The sequence below is a fragment of the Enterobacter sp. Crenshaw genome (genome assembly GCF_024734705.1).
GTDB lineage: Bacteria > Pseudomonadota > Gammaproteobacteria > Enterobacterales > Enterobacteriaceae > Enterobacter > Enterobacter asburiae_B.
The window spans coordinates 3,624,361-3,640,795 of sequence record NZ_CP102932.1 but is presented as its reverse complement, the minus strand read 5'-3'; the positions used below and the strand labels follow the sequence as shown (position 1 = coordinate 3,640,795).

At 59.9% G+C, this 16,435-nt stretch carries 15 protein-coding genes; 5 read left to right on the top strand and 10 right to left on the bottom strand.

Going from position 1 to position 16,435, the window contains the following annotated elements:
* Positions 1 to 13 precede the first annotated feature (13 nt).
* The gene (gene ascF / locus NWV12_RS17295) at positions 14 to 1,465 is read right to left on the bottom strand and encodes a PTS cellobiose/arbutin/salicin transporter subunit IIBC (protein WP_032660344.1); all 1,452 of its coding nucleotides are present in this window, start codon (positions 1,463 to 1,465) and stop codon (positions 14 to 16) included.
* A 214-nt stretch (positions 1,466 to 1,679) separates the two neighbouring features.
* Between ascF and NWV12_RS17290 the strand changes: the two genes are divergently transcribed.
* The 4 genes from NWV12_RS17290 (at position 1,680) to NWV12_RS17275 (ending at position 6,619) form a co-directional block, all read left to right on the top strand.
* A complete protein-coding gene (locus tag NWV12_RS17290) occupies positions 1,680 to 2,693 on the top strand; it encodes a LacI family DNA-binding transcriptional regulator (RefSeq protein ID WP_048979279.1) in 1,014 nt (337 codons plus the stop codon).
* A 134-nt stretch (positions 2,694 to 2,827) separates the two neighbouring features.
* Complete coding sequence (gene hydN / locus NWV12_RS17285) at positions 2,828 to 3,373, top strand: electron transport protein HydN (protein WP_048979280.1); 546 nt, start codon at positions 2,828 to 2,830, stop codon at positions 3,371 to 3,373.
* A gap of 5 nt (positions 3,374 to 3,378) precedes the next feature.
* Positions 3,379 to 5,595 (top strand): carbamoyltransferase HypF, encoded by a 2,217-nt coding sequence (hypF, locus tag NWV12_RS17280; protein WP_101744644.1) that lies wholly within the window; start codon positions 3,379 to 3,381, stop codon positions 5,593 to 5,595.
* A 1-nt stretch (position 5,596) separates the two neighbouring features.
* Complete coding sequence (locus tag NWV12_RS17275) at positions 5,597 to 6,619, top strand: HoxN/HupN/NixA family nickel/cobalt transporter (protein ID WP_048975979.1); 1,023 nt, start codon at positions 5,597 to 5,599, stop codon at positions 6,617 to 6,619.
* A 450-nt stretch (positions 6,620 to 7,069) separates the two neighbouring features.
* Here the strand turns inward: NWV12_RS17275 and norW are convergent, their stop codons facing one another.
* Together norW and norV are read right to left on the bottom strand one after the other, a co-directional pair.
* On the bottom strand, positions 7,070 to 8,203 hold the full coding sequence (norW, locus tag NWV12_RS17270) for an NADH:flavorubredoxin reductase NorW (protein ID WP_101744643.1): 1,134 nt from the start codon (positions 8,201 to 8,203) through the stop codon (positions 7,070 to 7,072).
* Positions 8,200 to 9,645: an anaerobic nitric oxide reductase flavorubredoxin gene (gene norV, locus NWV12_RS17265; protein ID WP_101744642.1), complete on the bottom strand. Its 1,446-nt coding sequence runs from the start codon at positions 9,643 to 9,645 to the stop codon at positions 8,200 to 8,202. Before norV ends, norW begins: the two co-directional genes overlap by 4 nt.
* Before the next feature lie 186 nt (positions 9,646 to 9,831).
* On the opposite strand from norV, the gene norR reads away from it, so the two are divergent.
* Positions 9,832 to 11,346: a nitric oxide reductase transcriptional regulator NorR gene (norR, locus tag NWV12_RS17260; RefSeq protein ID WP_048979284.1), complete on the top strand. Its 1,515-nt coding sequence runs from the start codon at positions 9,832 to 9,834 to the stop codon at positions 11,344 to 11,346.
* Here norR and gutQ read toward each other — a convergent pair.
* The 7 genes from gutQ to srlA all read right to left on the bottom strand — a co-directional run bounded on the left by gutQ (position 11,343) and on the right by srlA (position 16,313).
* The gene (gene gutQ, locus NWV12_RS17255) at positions 11,343 to 12,308 is read right to left on the bottom strand and encodes an arabinose-5-phosphate isomerase GutQ (RefSeq protein ID WP_045888106.1); all 966 of its coding nucleotides are present in this window, start codon (positions 12,306 to 12,308) and stop codon (positions 11,343 to 11,345) included. The genes norR and gutQ overlap by 4 nt on opposite strands.
* Positions 12,301 to 13,074 (bottom strand): DNA-binding transcriptional repressor, encoded by a 774-nt coding sequence (locus tag NWV12_RS17250; protein WP_032640855.1) that lies wholly within the window; start codon positions 13,072 to 13,074, stop codon positions 12,301 to 12,303. The genes gutQ and NWV12_RS17250 overlap by 8 nt, the downstream gene beginning before the upstream one ends.
* A gap of 63 nt (positions 13,075 to 13,137) precedes the next feature.
* Positions 13,138 to 13,497 carry a transcriptional regulator GutM gene (gutM, locus tag NWV12_RS17245; RefSeq protein WP_048979285.1) on the bottom strand — a complete coding sequence of 120 codons (360 nt, stop codon included), beginning with the start codon at positions 13,495 to 13,497 and terminating at the stop codon, positions 13,138 to 13,140.
* Between the two features lie 127 nt (positions 13,498 to 13,624).
* Positions 13,625 to 14,404 carry a sorbitol-6-phosphate dehydrogenase gene (srlD, locus tag NWV12_RS17240; RefSeq protein ID WP_048979286.1) on the bottom strand — a complete coding sequence of 260 codons (780 nt, stop codon included), beginning with the start codon at positions 14,402 to 14,404 and terminating at the stop codon, positions 13,625 to 13,627.
* Between the two features lie 14 nt (positions 14,405 to 14,418).
* Positions 14,419 to 14,781: a PTS glucitol/sorbitol transporter subunit IIA gene (gene srlB, locus NWV12_RS17235; protein ID WP_023308951.1), complete on the bottom strand. Its 363-nt coding sequence runs from the start codon at positions 14,779 to 14,781 to the stop codon at positions 14,419 to 14,421.
* Positions 14,782 to 14,793: 12 nt separating this feature from the next.
* Positions 14,794 to 15,753, bottom strand: coding sequence for a PTS glucitol/sorbitol transporter subunit IIB (locus tag NWV12_RS17230; RefSeq protein ID WP_023308950.1), 960 nt, complete (start codon positions 15,751 to 15,753; stop codon positions 14,794 to 14,796).
* The gene (gene srlA / locus NWV12_RS17225) at positions 15,750 to 16,313 is read right to left on the bottom strand and encodes a PTS glucitol/sorbitol transporter subunit IIC (protein WP_023333189.1); all 564 of its coding nucleotides are present in this window, start codon (positions 16,311 to 16,313) and stop codon (positions 15,750 to 15,752) included. The genes NWV12_RS17230 and srlA overlap by 4 nt, the downstream gene beginning before the upstream one ends.
* Positions 16,314 to 16,435: the final 122 nt, after the last annotated feature.

The window sequence follows — 16,435 nt, the reverse complement described above, 5'->3', positions numbered from 1 at the left end:
CCTCGCTTTCAATTTATGCTTTTGCTGCGTTGTTCTGTACCGGTGCGGTCTGCAGGGCGCGCGCTTTTTCAGCCTCATCTTCGACCGGGATATCCTCAAACCCTAAAAGCAGGGTCAGAACAAACGACAGCACCACTGCCAGCCCCATCACGCCGAACACCCAGACGATGGTCATCGGGTTCGCCGGGTCAAAGAACTGCACGCTGGTGAACAGCCCCGGTGCCGCCATCGAGTGGCTGGCAAGACCGGCCATGCCGGCGACCGCCCCGCAGATAAAACCGCTTATCAGGCTCGCAATCAGCGGACGTTTCAGACGCACCGCCACGCCGTACAGGGCCGGTTCAGAGATCCCCGCCATAATGGCGGAGGCCGCTGCCGCCAGCGCCGTCTGGCGCAGCTCCGGGTTTTTGGTTTTCCACGCCACCGCCAGCGACGAGCCGCCGAGCGACAGGTTGGCGCCGATTTCCGACGGCATCACCATCCCTTCCTTGCCCGTTTCGGCAATGGTCTGAATGATGGTCGGCGTAAACACGCGGTGCATCCCGGTCATCACCAGCAGCGGCCAGAGCGCGCCCATGATGGCGACGGAGAGCCAGCCCAGGTAGCCGTGAATGGTGTAGACCAGCGCGGAGATGGCGCTACCGATCCAGATCCCCAGCGGGCCAATCAGCACGATGGCGAGCGGGGCGGCAATCAGCACGATCAGCATCGGCTTGAGGAAGTTTTTCGTCACCGCCGGGGTAATGCGATCCACCCAGCGTTCGATATACGACAGGCACCAGGTCATCACCAGCGCCGGGATGACGGTGTAGGTGTATTTCACCGCCGTCACCGGGATAAAGGCGAACTCAACGTGCTCGCCCTGCGCGGCTTTCGCCATCAGCTCGATAAAGCTCGGGTGCACCAGCACGCCGGCAATGGCGATGGCCAGCGACATGTTGGTTTTGAATTTCACCGCCGCCGAGGCCGCCACCATCAGCGGCAGGAAGAAGAAGGCGCCGTCGCCGATGACGGTCAGAATTGTGAGCGTCGGCGCGCCTTTTGGCAGCACGCCGGTCATCTCGAGGATCATCGCCAGCAGCTTGACCATCGAGCCGCCGATGATCGCCGGGATCAGCGGGGACATGGTGCCGATCAGCGCGTCGAGGATCCCGGCGCCAATGCGGCGTAAGGTCATCTTCTGCGGACCTTCCGGCACTGCGGGCTGCAGGTCCGTGGGCAGCAGGCTCACCACTTCGCGGTACGCCTGTGAAACCGTGTTGCCAATAATGACCTGGCACTGGTTGTCGTTGCGTACCACGCCGAGCACGCCGCTGATGCTTTTCAGTCGCGCAGCGTCGGTCAGGCTTTCGTCTTTCAGTACGAAACGCAGACGCGTCATGCAGTGGGTTACGGCGACGATGTTCTCTTTACCGCCCAGCGCGCTGATAACGTCGTTCGCCAGCGCAGCGTAATTTTTGGCCATCGGATGTGATCCTGTTATTGTTGTGAGACATGTAGGAAACCGGTTCCACATAATCATCATGAGTTTCTGTGAATGAAACAAGATCGCTTTTTGACCATTTTTTCGTTTCGTGATGCAGATCGCAATGAGGTATCGAAAGCGTGATTTCACCGCTGCGACAATTTTTTTGCAGTGCAGTACACTGCGCTCCATCAGATTCAGACGGAATAACACTATGACCACGATGCTTGAAGTGGCGAAGCGGGCAGGCGTTTCGAAAGCCACGGTTTCCCGGGTGCTGTCGGGAAATGGCTACGTCAGCCAGGAGACCAAAGACCGGGTGTTTCAGGCCATTGAAGAGAGCGGCTATCGCCCGAATTTGCTGGCGCGAAACCTGGCAACCAAACGTACCCAGACGCTGGGGCTGGTGGTGACGAACACCCTCTATCACGGCGTCTACTTTAGCGAACTGCTGTTTCACGCCGCGCGCATGACGGAAGAAAAGGGGCGGCAGCTGATCCTCGCGGACGGCAAGCACAGCGCGGATGAAGAGCGCGAGGCGATCCAGTACCTGCTCGATATGCGCTGCGATGCGGTGATTATCTATCCGCGTTTCCTGAGCGTGGAAGAGATGGATGAGATCGTCGAGAAGTGCGAGCAGCCGATTATGGTGCTCAACCGCCGCCTGCGGAAAAACAGCAGCCACTGCGTCTGGTCAGATCATAAAGCCTCCAGCCAGGAGGCGGTGTCGCAGCTGATTGCGAAAGGGCACCGGGAAATCGCGTTTATCACCGGCTCGCTGGATTCTCCCACCGGGGTTGAGCGTCTCTCCGGCTACAAGGACGCGCTGGCGCAGCACGGTATTCCGCTGCGCGAGGGGTTGATTGCGCAGGGGAAGTGGAACCCCGCCAGCGGCGCGGCGGCGGTTGTCGAACTGCTTGCGCGCGGTGAACGCTTTACGGCGCTGGTGGCGAGTAATGACGACATGGCGATCGGCGCCATGAAGCAGCTCCACGACAGCGGCGTGGCCGCACCGGACGCGGTATCGGTGATCGGTTTCGACGACGTGGCCATCGCGCCTTACATCGTGCCGTCGCTCTCCAGCGTGCGTATTCCGGTGACGGAGATGATCAAAGAGACCATCAGCCGCCTGATCTTCATGCTCGACGGCGGTGAGTTTAAGTATCAGCAAACCTTCTCCGGCGAGCTTGTCCTGCGCGACTCCGTTATTGACGGCCCGCACCGCTGATGTCGACAGCTGTCATCGTCATAAGTGACGATGACAGCACCATCGTGATTTTTAAATTCATCTAAAATCAACAGGTTAACTATTGGCACGGTTTATGAATATCTCCGCGCATAACTGTAATGCTGGAGAAGCAGATGAACCGTTTTATTATGGCCGATGCCAGTAAGTGTATTGGTTGCCGTACCTGTGAAGTGGCGTGCGTGGTTTCCCATCAGGAGGAGCAGGACTGCGCGTCGCTCACCCCTGACACCTTCCTGCCGCGCATCCACGTCATCAAAGGCGTGAATATTTCCACCGCCGCCATCTGTCGCCAGTGCGAAGACGCACCGTGCGCGAACGTTTGCCCGAACGGGGCGATTAAACGCGAGAAAGGCTTTGTGCACGTCATGCAGGAGCGCTGCATTGGCTGCAAAACCTGCGTGGTCGCCTGCCCGTACGGCGCGATGGAGGTGGTTGTTCGTCCGGTGGTACGCAACAGCGGCATGGGTCTGAGCGTACGTGCGGAGAAAGCCGAAGCCAACAAATGCGATCTTTGCTATCACCGCGACGCCGGTCCGGCCTGCATGGAAGCCTGCCCGACGCATGCGCTGGTCTGCGTGGATCGCGAGAAGCTTGAGCAGATGAGCGCCGAAAAGCGCCGTCGTGCGGCATTCGACACGTCGTCATCGCTGCTGTTCTGAACCGTATGTGCAGTAACGGTGTCCAGCTGCGCTTGCGGGGCAAGGTGCAGGGCGTGGGGTTTCGTCCCTTCGTCTGGCAGCTGGCGCAGGCGCTTCAGTTGACCGGCGACGTCTGCAATGATGGAGAGGGTGTGCTGGTGCGCCTCGCGGGTAATGGGGGGGCCTTTACCGCGAGGCTGCATCAGGACTGCCCACCGCTGGCACGCATTGACCACGTTGAAACGCATCCGTTTACCTGGGCGCAGGTGCCGGAGGACTTTATCATCCGCCACAGCGCGGGCGGGGCGATGGACACCCAGATCGTCCCCGACGCCGCGACCTGTCCGGCGTGCCTGGCTGAAATGCGCGACCCCGGCGAGCGCCGATATCGCTATCCGTTTATCAACTGCACCCACTGCGGACCGCGGTTTACCATTATCCGCGCGATGCCCTATGACCGTCCGGCCACGTCAATGGCCGCATTTCCCCTCTGCCTGCCGTGTGAGACGGAATACCGTAACCCGGCTGACAGACGTTTTCACGCCCAGCCGGTAGCCTGCCCGGACTGCGGGCCAGCGCTGGAATGGCGTGCGGGCGACATCACCGCTTCCCGTGAGGCTGCGCTGAGCGCGGCGGTGGCGATGCTGAAAAGCGGCGGCATAGTCGCGGTCAAAGGGCTGGGCGGTTTTCATCTCGTCTGCGACGCGCGTAATCCGCAGGCGGTCGCGACGCTTCGGGCACGCAAGCAGCGTCCCGCGAAGCCGCTGGCGGTGATGATCCCGAATGCGGACGGCGTGCCGGAGGCGATCCAGACGCTGTTACGCTCCTCCGCAGCGCCGATTGTGCTGACCCCAAAAGCCTCGCTTCCCGGATTTCCCGAAGGGATTGCACCCGGGCTCGATTGTATTGGCATCATGCTTCCCGCTAATCCGCTGCAACACCTTCTGATGATGGACTGCCAGCGCCCGCTGGTGATGACTTCCGGCAACCTCAGCGGCAGACCGCCTGCCATGACCAACCAGCAGGCGCTGGATGAGCTCGGCGACGTCGCGGACGGCTTCCTGCTGCACAACCGCGATATCCTGCAGCGGATGGACGATTCGGTGGTGGATCGCGACGGCGCGATGCTTCGCCGCGCGCGCGGTTTTGTACCCGATGCCGTTACGCTGCCTGCGGGTTTTGAGAATATCCCCGCCATGCTATGCACCGGCGCGGAGATGAAAAACACCTTCTGCCTGGTGCGTGGCAGCCAGGCGGTGCTGAGCCAGCATTTTGGCGATCTCGGAGACGAGGGCGTCGAAGCGCAGTGGCGCGGCGCGCTATCGCTGATGCAGAAAATTTACGCCTTTCAGCCGAAGCGCGTGGTGTGTGACGCCCATCCGGGCTATCACACACAACGATGGGCGCAGGCGCAGGGGCTGCCGGTCGAAACCGTACTGCACCATCACGCCCACGCGGCGGCGTGCCTGGCGGAGAACGGCTGGCCGCTCGACGGCGGAGACGCAATTGCCCTGACGCTGGACGGGATCGGCATGGGCGAGAACGGCGCGCTGTGGGGCGGGGAGTGCCTGCGGGTGAACTATCTCGCGTGCGAGCGTCTGGACGGGCTGCCTGCCGTTGCGCTGCCGGGGGGCGATCTGGCGGCGCGGCAGCCGTGGCGTAATTTACTCGCCCACTGCCTGGCGTCTGTCCCTGACTGGCAGCAGTACCCGGAAACGCGCGCGGTTCAGCGTGAAAACTGGCCGCTGCTGGCAACGGCGATCCGGCGCGGCATCAACGCGCCGCAGGCCTCGTCCTGTGGTCGCCTGTTTGATGCGGTCGCCTGCGCGCTGGGTATTGAAACCCAATCCTGGGAAGGTGAAGCGGCCTGCCGGCTGGAAGCGCTGGCGGCGCAGTGCGCGGGCGTCGACCATCCGGTGACGCTGGACGTGGATAACCTCGCGCAGTTCTGGCAGCAGTGGCTGAGCTGGCAGGCGGAATCCTGCGAGCGCGCGTGGGCGTTTCACGACGCGCTGGCAAAAGGGCTGGCGGAACTCGCCGCGCGCCATGCCCGACGCCAGTCGCTGTCAACAATCTGTCTCAGCGGCGGCGTGCTGCACAACCGTCTGCTGCGCGCGCGGCTGCGTCATTATCTTTCTGACTTTACGCTTCTTTTTCCTTCGCGCCTGCCCGCAGGTGACGGAGCGATCTCCTTCGGGCAGGCGGTGGTTGCCGCTGCCCGGTCATGTTCACAAAGGACTTAAAATGTTACGACTCTTACGCAATGAACCTCGCGCCGCGCTTCTGCTGCTGGCTCTGGTAATGGCAAACCTGCTGGCCTGGGGATGGGCATGGCACGCTTTTAGCGGCAGCACGGCGCTGATGGCCGCCAGCCTGCTAGCATGGTGCTACGGGCTGCGTCACGCGGTGGACGCTGACCACATCGCGGCGATTGATACCGTGACGCGTAAGATGATGCAGCAGGGCAAACGTCCGTCCGGCGTGGGGGCGTGGTTCTCGCTGGGGCACTCCACCATCGTGGTGCTGGCCTCCATTGCTATCGCCGCGACCGCGACGGCGTTTCAGAAAAACATGGAATGGTTCCACGAAACCGGCAGCCTGATTGGCACCGCGGTTTCCGCCACCTTCCTGCTGGCGATGGCGCTGGTGAACATGGTGATCCTGCGCGGCGTCTGGCGCAGTTTTCAGGCGCTGAAACAGGGCAGGCCCGTGCAGGGCGACATCACGCTCCCTGCCCAGGGCGGCGTCATGAACTGGCTGTTTGGCAAAACCTTCCGCCTGGTGAATAAAAGCTGGCAGATGTATCTGGTCGGTTTCCTGTTTGGCCTCGGTTTTGACACGGCCACCGAGATTGGCGTGCTGGGGATCTCTGCCGCCAGCGCGTCAAGCGGGATGTCGGTGTGGTCAATCATGGTCTTCCCGGCGCTCTTCGCCAGCGGCATGGCGCTGGTGGATACCCTCGATAACCTGCTGATGGTCGGCGCCTACGGCTGGGCGTTCAACAAGCCGCAGCGCAAGCTCTACTACAACATGACCATCACCGGCACCTCCGTGGTGGTGGCGCTGTTTATCGGCGGGCTGGAAGCGCTGGGTCTGCTGATGGACAAATTTGCCCTCAGCGGCGGCGTGTGGGATCTGATTGGCACGGTAAACGACAATCTGGGCAACGCCGGGTTTGTGGTGGTTGGGTTGTTTGTCGCCTGCTGGCTGATCTCCATGGTCAACTACCGCTGGCGCGGCTACGACGCGCTGGTGGTACGTTCCTGAACCGGCTCCTGCACGGCGCAACCTCCGCGACTTCCTCAATGGCTGGCGCATAGCGGCATACCGATAAAAAAGATGCTGAAAATGTAGAACTTTTGCGGAATAAATATATTCCGCATTCTTCGCTTGTGTGAAATAACGAGAAAGATAATTGAGTTATTTATAAAAATTCGCCATGATTCGCCTCCTGCTGATGATGTCTTTTCAGACTGAGTCGGCTGACAATAATAAAGCTGGATGATGTTTTTAATCTGTTTCAGATTAAAGTATTTACGAAAATAATAAATAAGGGATTGATAGCGATGATATATCTACTTTGCATTTATTTGATGAATAGAATACGTAAAAAAAAGCCCCGGAATATCGGGGCGGTGAATAATAAAATCCAAAGATTAAGACAGCGTAGACTTGCTGTTGGCCGGGTAAACGAAGCGCTACCCGGCAAAACGAGGGTTAAGCAGGTAACAGTTTCAGCAGAGCGAAAGCCTCCTTCATCCGGTCTTCACTAACCACAAAAGCGCGAATCTGACCCTTGTTATCCGCGCCGCGCGCGACCATTCCCTGCGGTTCGAGGGTAATTTGCCAGTTCAGATCCTGACGCTGTGTTTCACCGGCAAGATGCAGCGGTAATTCCGGCGTTTTGACTTTAATCAGCATGGCGGGTAATTTCAGCGGCGCGCTGCCGCCGAGCAGATTTTTCGCCAGATACATCGCGCTTAATTGAATTGGCTGTAAAAATGGCAGCACATGACCGTTAATTTCAGCGCAGTCACCTAACGCGTAAATATCAGGTTGCGTGGTTTGCAGGTAGCTATTTACCTTCACGCCACGCTGTATTTCGGCGCCTGCGCGATGCGCCAGCGCGGTTTCCGGGCGCAGGCCCGTTGCAGCGATTACCACATCCACCTCAACGCTGCGGCTGCGGTCGAGCGTGGCACGAATGCCGCCTTCGGTTTTGCTCAGGCTTTGCAGCTGCGATTTCAACAGCAGATGCACCCCCATGTCGGTCAGGCGATGCTGTAAGCGACTGCTTACTTCTGCCGGCATCAGCGACGACAGAATGCTCGCCGCATGGTCGACCAGAGTCACGGATTTACCCGCCCGGCAGAAATCCATCGCCAGCTCGGTGCCTATCAGCCCGCCACCAACAATCATTACCCGCTGCGCGTCGCGAAGCGCCGTTTCGCTGGCCTGATACTCCTGCTGGCTGTTGAGGGTGATCGTCAGCTCGCGGCCCTCAACCGGCGGCACAAACGCAGAGGCACCCGTGGCCAGCACCAGTTTGTCGTACTGCCAGGTTTTCTCTTTTGCTTTCACCACGTGGGCGGCGGCGTCGATGTCGGTGACCCAGGTATATGGGAACAGACGCAGGTTAAACTGTTCTGCGAACTCACCCGCCGTCTGGCGGGTGAGGTCCTCGGCGCGCTGATTCTGGCTAATCACGTGGCTTAGATCAGGCTTGTTGTACTCGTCCATGCTGTCGGCGGCGATCACCGTCAGCGGCACGCTGGCGTCCTGCTTGCGGATATTTTTCACCAGCTGGCGGGCGGCAAAGCCCGAGCCGATGATGACGATACCGTTGTTCATTTTGCCTCCGTACCCAGTTCGTCAAAGACGTCTTTCCCGAGTGAACACTCCGGGCAGAGGAAGTTGTCCGGCACCTCACTCCAGGGTGTCCCTGGCGCAACGTCCTGCAGCGGTTCGCCCAGTTCAGGATCGTAAATCCACTGGCAGACGCTGCACTGCATGCGCGGTCCGGGATCGGCGGCTGCGGCGGCGCAGGCGCAGGTTTCCTGCTGTGCGGTGGGTTTTGCCGCTACTTCCGGCAGCGGAGCGAGCGCCCACTGACGTGCAATGTCGCGGCCGTGCTGGCGGCAGATTTCGAGCGCGTCGATATCCGGCCGCCATTTCGCCTTCAGGCTGAGGGACATCTCAAAGCCCGCATCCTGTAAACGGGTGGAGAGACGGTCTACCGCGCCGCCGCTCCAGCCGTGGGAGCCAAAGGCGCTGGCGCGCTTGTTGCGAAAACGCAGGCCGGTCATCTCTTCCACCAGACCGGCAATTTTCGGCATCATCACGTTGTTCATGGTGGAGGTGCCCACCAGCACGCCCTTAGAGCGGAAGACGTTGGTCAATACCTCGTTCTTATCGCTGCGCGCTACGTTGAAGATTTTCACCGCCACGTTCGGGTCCACTTCGTTGATGCCCTGGGCAATGGCGTCCGCCATCATGCGGGTGTTGTTGGACATGGTGTCGTAGAAAATAGTGATGCGGTCTTCCTGATAGTCCGCCGCCCATTTCAGGTACAGCTCCACAATCTGGGTGGGATTTTCACGCCACACCACGCCGTGGGAGGTGGCAATCATATCCACCGGCAGGTTAAAGCCGAGGATCTCGGTGATTTTCGGCGTCACCAGGCGGCTGAACGGGGTCAGGATGTTGGCGTAGTAGCGCTGGCACTGCTCGAAGAGTTCGGTCTGGTCCACTTCGTCGTTGAACAGGCGCTCGTCGCAGTAGTGCTGGCCGAAGGCGTCGTTGCTGAACAGCACCGCGTCGCCGGTCATGTAGGTCATCATGCTGTCCGGCCAGTGCAGCATCGGCGTTTCCACGAAGATCAGCTGCTTGCCGTTGCCGATATCCAGCGCGTCGCCGGTTTTCACGGTGTGGAAGTTCCACTCCGGATGGTGGTGGTGGCCGTTGATTGAGTCGATGGCGTTAGTGGTGCAGTAGATCGGCGTGTTCGGAATGTAGGACATCAGCTCGGTCAGCGCGCCGGCGTGGTCCTCTTCCGCGTGGTTGATGATGATGTAGTCGATGTCGTCCAGGTCGATTTCACTGCGCAGGTTCTGCACGAACTCGCGGCTGAACTTGTGATCGACGGTATCGATCAGCACGTTTTTACCTTCACGAATGAGATAGCTGTTGTAGCTGCTGCCGCGCAGCGTTTTGTATTCCGTCCCGTGAAAATCACGCACTTCCCAGTCACGTTGACCCACCCAATGAATGTTATTTTTAACCAGAATAGACATAGCAACCTCTACGTAATACAGCATTTTCAAATAAGATGGTTTTCCTATATCAAGTTGCGTGCCAGTTTTTAATTTATTGATTTAACTTAATTAATATTTTTATGATCCGTAGTGGGTAGTCATTATGACTATCAAAAGCAATGTCAATATGACAACATCCATTGTCAAAATGACAGCGAGGTCACTATGAGCTTTTCCGTAGACGTGCTGGCGAAGATCGCCATTGAGCTGCAGACCGGTATCGGCCATCAGGACCGCTTTCAGCGGCTGATCTCCACGCTGCGCCACGTGCTGGCGTGCGATGCGTCCGCGCTGCTGCGCTACGAGGGGCGGCAGTTTATTCCGCTGGCTATCGACGGGCTGGCGAAGGACGTGCTCGGACGGCGTTTTACCCTAGAGGGCCATCCGCGTCTGGAAACTATCGCCCGCGCGGGTGACGTGGTGCGCTTTCCGGCGGACAGCGATCTGCCCGACCCGTACGACGGGTTGATTCCCGGACAGGAGAGCCTGAAGGTGCACGCCTGTATCGGCCTGCCGCTGTTTGCCGGACAAAACCTGATCGGCGCACTGACCCTTGACGGCCTGTCGCCGGACCAGTTCGACACCTTTAGCGACGAAGAGCTGCGCCTGATTGCCGCCCTGGCCGCCGGGGCGCTGAACAATGCCCTGCTGATTGAACAGCTGGAGAGCCAGAACATTCTTCCCGGCAGCCCGGCGGCGTTTGAGCAGGTGACGCACACGGAGATGATCGGCCTCTCTCCGGGCATGGCGCAGCTCAAAAAAGAGATTGAGATTGTCGCCGCCTCAGATTTGAACGTGCTGATCTTCGGGGAAACCGGCACCGGCAAGGAGCTGGTGGCGAAGTCCATTCACGAAGCGTCGCCGCGCGCGGTGAACCCGCTGGTGTACCTCAACTGCGCCGCGCTGCCGGAAAGCGTGGCGGAAAGCGAGCTGTTTGGTCACGTAAAAGGGGCGTTTACCGGGGCCATCAGCAACCGCAGCGGCAAGTTCGAAATGGCCGATAACGGCACGCTGTTTCTGGACGAAATCGGCGAGCTCTCCCTGTCGCTGCAGGCCAAGCTGCTGCGCGTGCTGCAGTACGGCGACATCCAGCGCGTGGGGGATGACCGCAGCCACAGAGTGGACGTTCGCGTGCTGGCGGCAACGAACCGTGACCTGCGTGAAGCGGTGCTGGCAGGGCAGTTCCGCGCCGACCTGTTCCATCGCCTGAGCGTGTTCCCGCTTACCGTGCCGCCGCTGCGCGAGCGCGGGGACGACGTGGTGCTGCTGGCGGGCTTTTTCTGCGAGCAGTGCCGTCTCAGGATGGGGCTTTCCCGCGTGGTGCTGAGCCCGGGTGCGAGGTCGCATCTACTGAGCTACGGCTGGCCGGGCAACGTGCGCGAGCTGGAGCATGCGATCCACCGCGCGGTGGTGCTGGCGCGGGCGACGCGTTCGGGTGATGAAGTGGTGCTCCACGCGCGGCATTTTGCGCTGCAGGATGAAACCGCACCGGCTGTCGCCCAGGCAGTACCCGAGATAGCGAATGAAAATCTGCGTGAAGCCACGGAGACATTTCAGCGTCAGATGATTACCCGCGCGCTGGAGCAGAATAACCGCAGCTGGGCGGCGTGCGCCCGGGCGCTGGAGATGGACGTCGCCAACCTGCACAGGCTGGCGAAGCGTCTGGGACTGAAGGGTTAGATAATCCCGGCCTGATAGAAATCCTGCAGGTTGATGGCGCCGCACAGCCTGCCGGCGTCATCCACCACCGGTGCGGCGGTAATTTTGCGCTTCATCAGCACCTCTTTGGCTTCAATGGCGCGGCTCTCGGCGTTCAGCGTCAGCCCGCCTTTGGTCATGGCGTCCGACACGTTGGTTTCCAGCCTGCCGCCGCCCACCAGCCAGCGGCGCAGGTCGCCGTCGGTGAACACGCCCTTAACGCTCCCGCCGTCATCACACACCGCAACCAGCCCAAGACCGGTGCGGCTGAGCTCCAGCATCGCGTCCATGACGCTGGTATCGAGCTTGACCTGCGGAATGGCATCGTCGGTGCGCATCAGGTGGTGAACCTTGTTGAGCAGGCGTGCGCCGAGCGCGCCCGCCGGATGCGAACGGGCGAAATCTTCTTCGTTAAAGCCGCGCGCCTGCATCACCGCCATTGCCAGCGCGTCGCCCATCATCAGGGTGTTAACGGTGCTGGAGGTCGGGGCGAGGTGCATCGGACAGGCTTCACGCTCAACGGAAATATCCAGCGTCGCTTTGGCGGCCAGCGCCAGCGGCGAGCGGGATTTCCCGGTCATCGCCAGCAGGGCGACCGATTTTTCCTGCAGGCGCGGAATAATCAGATCCAGCTCTTTGGCCGAACCGGAGTAGGAGATAAACAGCATCACGTCGCGGCTTTCAATCATCCCCAGATCGCCGTGCAGCGCCTCTGCCGGATGCACGAAGAACGCCGGGGTGCCGGTGCTGGCGAGCGTCGCGGCAATCTTTTTACCGATATGGCCGGATTTACCGATGCCCGCCACGATCACTTTGCCTTCGCAGTGGATAATGGTGTTGGCCGCGCGGACGAAATCCTCGCCCAGACGTTCGGGCAGGCGGCTGGCTTCCTGCAGTTCCAGCATCAGCGTCTGGCGGCCCGTTTCTAACAGAAAATCACTCATCTCTCTCTCCGGTTACGATCACGTCGATTCCTTTCTCTTCCAGCGCTTTCTTGAACGCCGGGTCGATACCCGCGTCGGTAATCAGCTTATCAACGCTTTCAAGGCTACAGACAATGTTGGGGCTTTTGCGGCCAAACTTCGACGAGTCGGCCATCAAAATCACTTCCCGCGCGGCGTTGCACATGGCTTTACTGACGCTGAACACCTCGTTGAACGTCGTAACACCGGCGTTCAGGTCGATGCCGTCGGTGCCCATAAAGAGTTTATCAAAGCTGAAGTGGTCGAAGGCATTCTCCGCCAGCTGGCCGTGAAACGACGCCGATTTTTTGCGGAAGGTGCCGCCGGGCATCAGGATGGTCTGCTCGCTGTCGAACTCCGACAGGGCGTTGACGATGTGCAGGCTGTTGGTCATCACCGTGATGTTATTAAAGCGGCTGAGCAGCGGGATCATCTGCAGGACGGTGCTGCCTGCATCCAGAATGATGGAATCGCCATCGTGGATAAATTTGACGGCGGCTTCGGCAATCAGCGCTTTCTGGTGGGTATTGATCAGCGTTTTGTGATCGATAGGCGGGTCCGCTTCGTCCTTATTGAGCACCACGCCGCCGTAGGTTCGAATGACGGCACCAGAGTTTTCGAGCAATACCAGATCCTTGCGTATTGTCGTGCCGGTGGTGTCAAAGTAGTGGGCCAGATCCTCTACCGAGCATTTTCCCTGCTTTTGCAGATGCTCGAGAATGGCCGCCTGCCGCTGACGAGGTTTCATAGGCGCTTCGTTCCTTAGGTTGCGAAATGATAATTTCGCAAGTCTATAGCTTTCACAACGAAATTATCCATGTTTCAGATTAAGCGCTAATGATAGTGCATTCTGACAGAGTGGATCATGGGGAAAGATCACATCAGGCCGTAATTCCTGCAGCGAAATGCCGTTGATTGCCTGGATTTTCATCGGTCGGGCAAAGACGGTCATGCCGCGCATGATGAGGGAATCGCAGACGTGATTGTTTTCATCCAGCGCAACGGCGACGACCACGCGCGGTTTGAAGCGTCCGCCGGAACGCCCGACCCCGACGCGACCTTTCTGACACAGCGCGTCAAACGCGCGGTTAAACTGGTGGATCTGCCATCCGCCAAACGCCATCTGGCAGATCCAGGCGAGGGCGGCGACGGTGATGAGTGTTGTTACCATGTTGGCTCCTTATTTTTCCCCTCACCCCGTCCCTCTCCCCAAAGGGGCGAGGGGGAAAAGGCTGCACCTGACCGTCCCCTCTCCCCTCCGGGGAGAGGGTTAGGGTGAGGGGGAACAAACCGCTCGATCAGAACATCACCTGCCCACCGGTGACGTTAATCGACTGCCCGGTGCAGTACGAGGCTTTCGGGCTGGCGTAAAACAGCAGCATGTTCAGCACGTCCTGATAATCGCACCCGCGCTTCAGCGGCACTTTATCGATGTAGTACTGCTCCACTTCCTCAGCCTTGATGCCGAGCTTGGTGGCGTACTGCGGCAGCAGGGACTTGAACATCGGCGATTTCAGCAGATTGCCCAGCATCAGCGAGTGCACGGTAATGCCGTACTCGGCCAGATCCAGCGCCAGAGACTGCGTCAGCCCCACGCCGCCAAACTTCGCCGCGCTGTAGCCGGAGTTATGCTTGCTGCCCACTTTCCCTGATTTGGAGTTGATCTGAATGATGCGCCCCTGAACGCCGTCGCGGATCATCAGACGGGAAAACTCGCGGGCGCAGAGGAAATAGCCCACCAGATTCACCTGCAGCGAGCGGTCAAAGTCCCCCAGCTCGAAATCGCTGATAAAGGCCGCTTTCGCAATCCCCGCGCTGTAGACCAGCAGGTCGGTACGCCCAAAAATCTCGTCCACGCCGCGGGCCAGCGCCATCACGCTCTGTTCGCTGGTGGCGTCGGCGCCAAACCCGTACGCCACCCCTTCGCCAAACTCGGTGTTAATGGTGTCCGCCACGCGGGCGGCTTTTTCACTCTGAATGTCCACTACCGCCACGCGGTAGCCCTCTGCGGCAAGCCCACGGCAGAGGAACTCGCCTAAGGTTTGTCCTCCACCAATGACAACGGCAACCTGACTCATGTGTTTCTCCTTAATTACGCAACAAATTTTAACGTGCAGCCTGGGGTGACAGCCTGCGGAACCGGGCCCGCCACGTGAACCGTGCCGGGATATTCGGCCTGCGGCTGGCCGTCGAAACGCAGGGTGATGTGGCCCAGCTCGCGCAGGTTTTGCTCGGCGACGTCGCCGACAGCGGTGACGGCATAGCGCGCCTCGCCCAGCTCAAGCTGGCTCCCGGCCTTCAGCTCGCCCTTCAGCTCGCCGTGACAGTGGATAAAGCAAAACTCTTCTATATCCGCCGGGGCGCCTTCGCGGAAGGTGATCAGCATCTGGTCGCTCAGCGCGTCAGCCGCGCTCTGGCCGATGCGGGTAATGGTGGTCTGGTAAATCACGGTCATCGCAGGAACCTCTTATTGATAAATAAAGCCGGAGACAAACCAGGCAATCAGCACCGTCGGCGCGCCCGTCAGGAAGCGACTGACCAGCACCGACGGCACGCCCACGCGCACGGTGTCCTGGCGCGCTTCGGCCAGCGACAGCCCTACGGGGATGAAATCGCACGCCGCCTGGGCGTTAATGGCGAACAGGGCGGGCAGGGCGAGGTGCGGGGGAATGTTCCCCAGACCAATCTGCACGCCAATCAGCACACCGATCACCTGAGCGATCACCGCGCCCGGGCCGAGGAACGGCGACAGCAGCGGGAAGGAGCAGATCAGCGCCAGCGTCACCAGCCCGAGCGGGTGGCTGGCGAGCGGGGCGAGGCCGTGGGCAATCCAGTCGCCCAGGCCGGACGCCATGATGATGCCGATCAGCGCCGAGACGAATGCCATAAACGGCAGGATGGTTTTCAGCACCGTGTCGATGGTGTCGCGCCCGGACTGGAACAGCACCGCTACGGCGGACCCCATGCCCATCCCGACCTTCGCCAGCAGGCCGTCGCTCTGCTCGGTGATTTTCTTGCTGGTGTCGTACTCGCGCGGGGCCGCTTTTTGCGGCGCGGCAGTGCCATTCACCAGAGTGATGTTGTCCTCCTTCACGCCTGAGACATAAATGTCCTCAAGGATGTACTGCGCCAGCGGGCCGGATTTTCCGGTGGAGTGAATATTCACTGTCGGAATGCGGCGCTTCGGATAGATACCGCAGCGCAGCGTGCCGCCGCAGTCGATCACCGCCACGCCGATTTCCGCTTCCGGCGGCTCGCCCTCCTTGAAGCCGTCGACCGCTTCCCAGCCGGTCAGCTCGCGCAGCCTGTCGACGATCGCCGGGCGCGTGCCTGCGGTGATGTAGACGATCTTTTTGCCTTCGGTGGCGTCGAACTCCAGCGGGCCGCCCCAGCCGCCCGTGCCTTTCTCAATGCGGATCCGGTTCATGCTGTGGCTCCTGAAAGATGGACTTTCTGTTCAAGCTGGATGCCCATTTTTTTCTCAAAAATGGCGGTGGTGAGGTCGGTCACCCAACCGCGGAAGAAGTTGGTGACCAGGCCAACCAGCAGGTAGCTCACCGCCAGCGGGCCGAGCGGCAGGCCAAGGGTGGTGAGACCGCTGGCGATCCCGAGATAGACAAACAGCTCGCCGGGGTTAATGTGCGGGAACAGGCCGTTCATGGAATGGCAGCTGTAGGAGGCGGCGGCGTAGTAGCTCGGCTTGTACTTTTCCGGCATGAAGCGGCCGAGGCTTAAGGTCATCGGGTTGCAGAACACGAAGGTGCCGATGAACGGCAGTACCAGGTAGCGGGACAGCGGATTACCGGCACAGCGCTGGGCGAAGCGTTCGATGCGCTGCTGGCCGATAAAGTTAATCAGCGCGTTCATGATCACCAGCAGGCTGATCAGCAGGGGCAGGATCCCGGTCACCATGCCGGTGAACACTTCTCCGCCCTTCTGAAACAGCCCGATGAACCACTCGGCGCCGTGGGTGATGGTTTCTATCATTCTTCTCTCCTGTGAGGCTTTTTTGTTTTTGTGTTGCGGGGCTAATAATAATCACTTTGAAAGGTTTTAAAGTGTTAGTTAGATCTCACAATGAAAGAAAAATGGATTATTTTGAAAGTTTA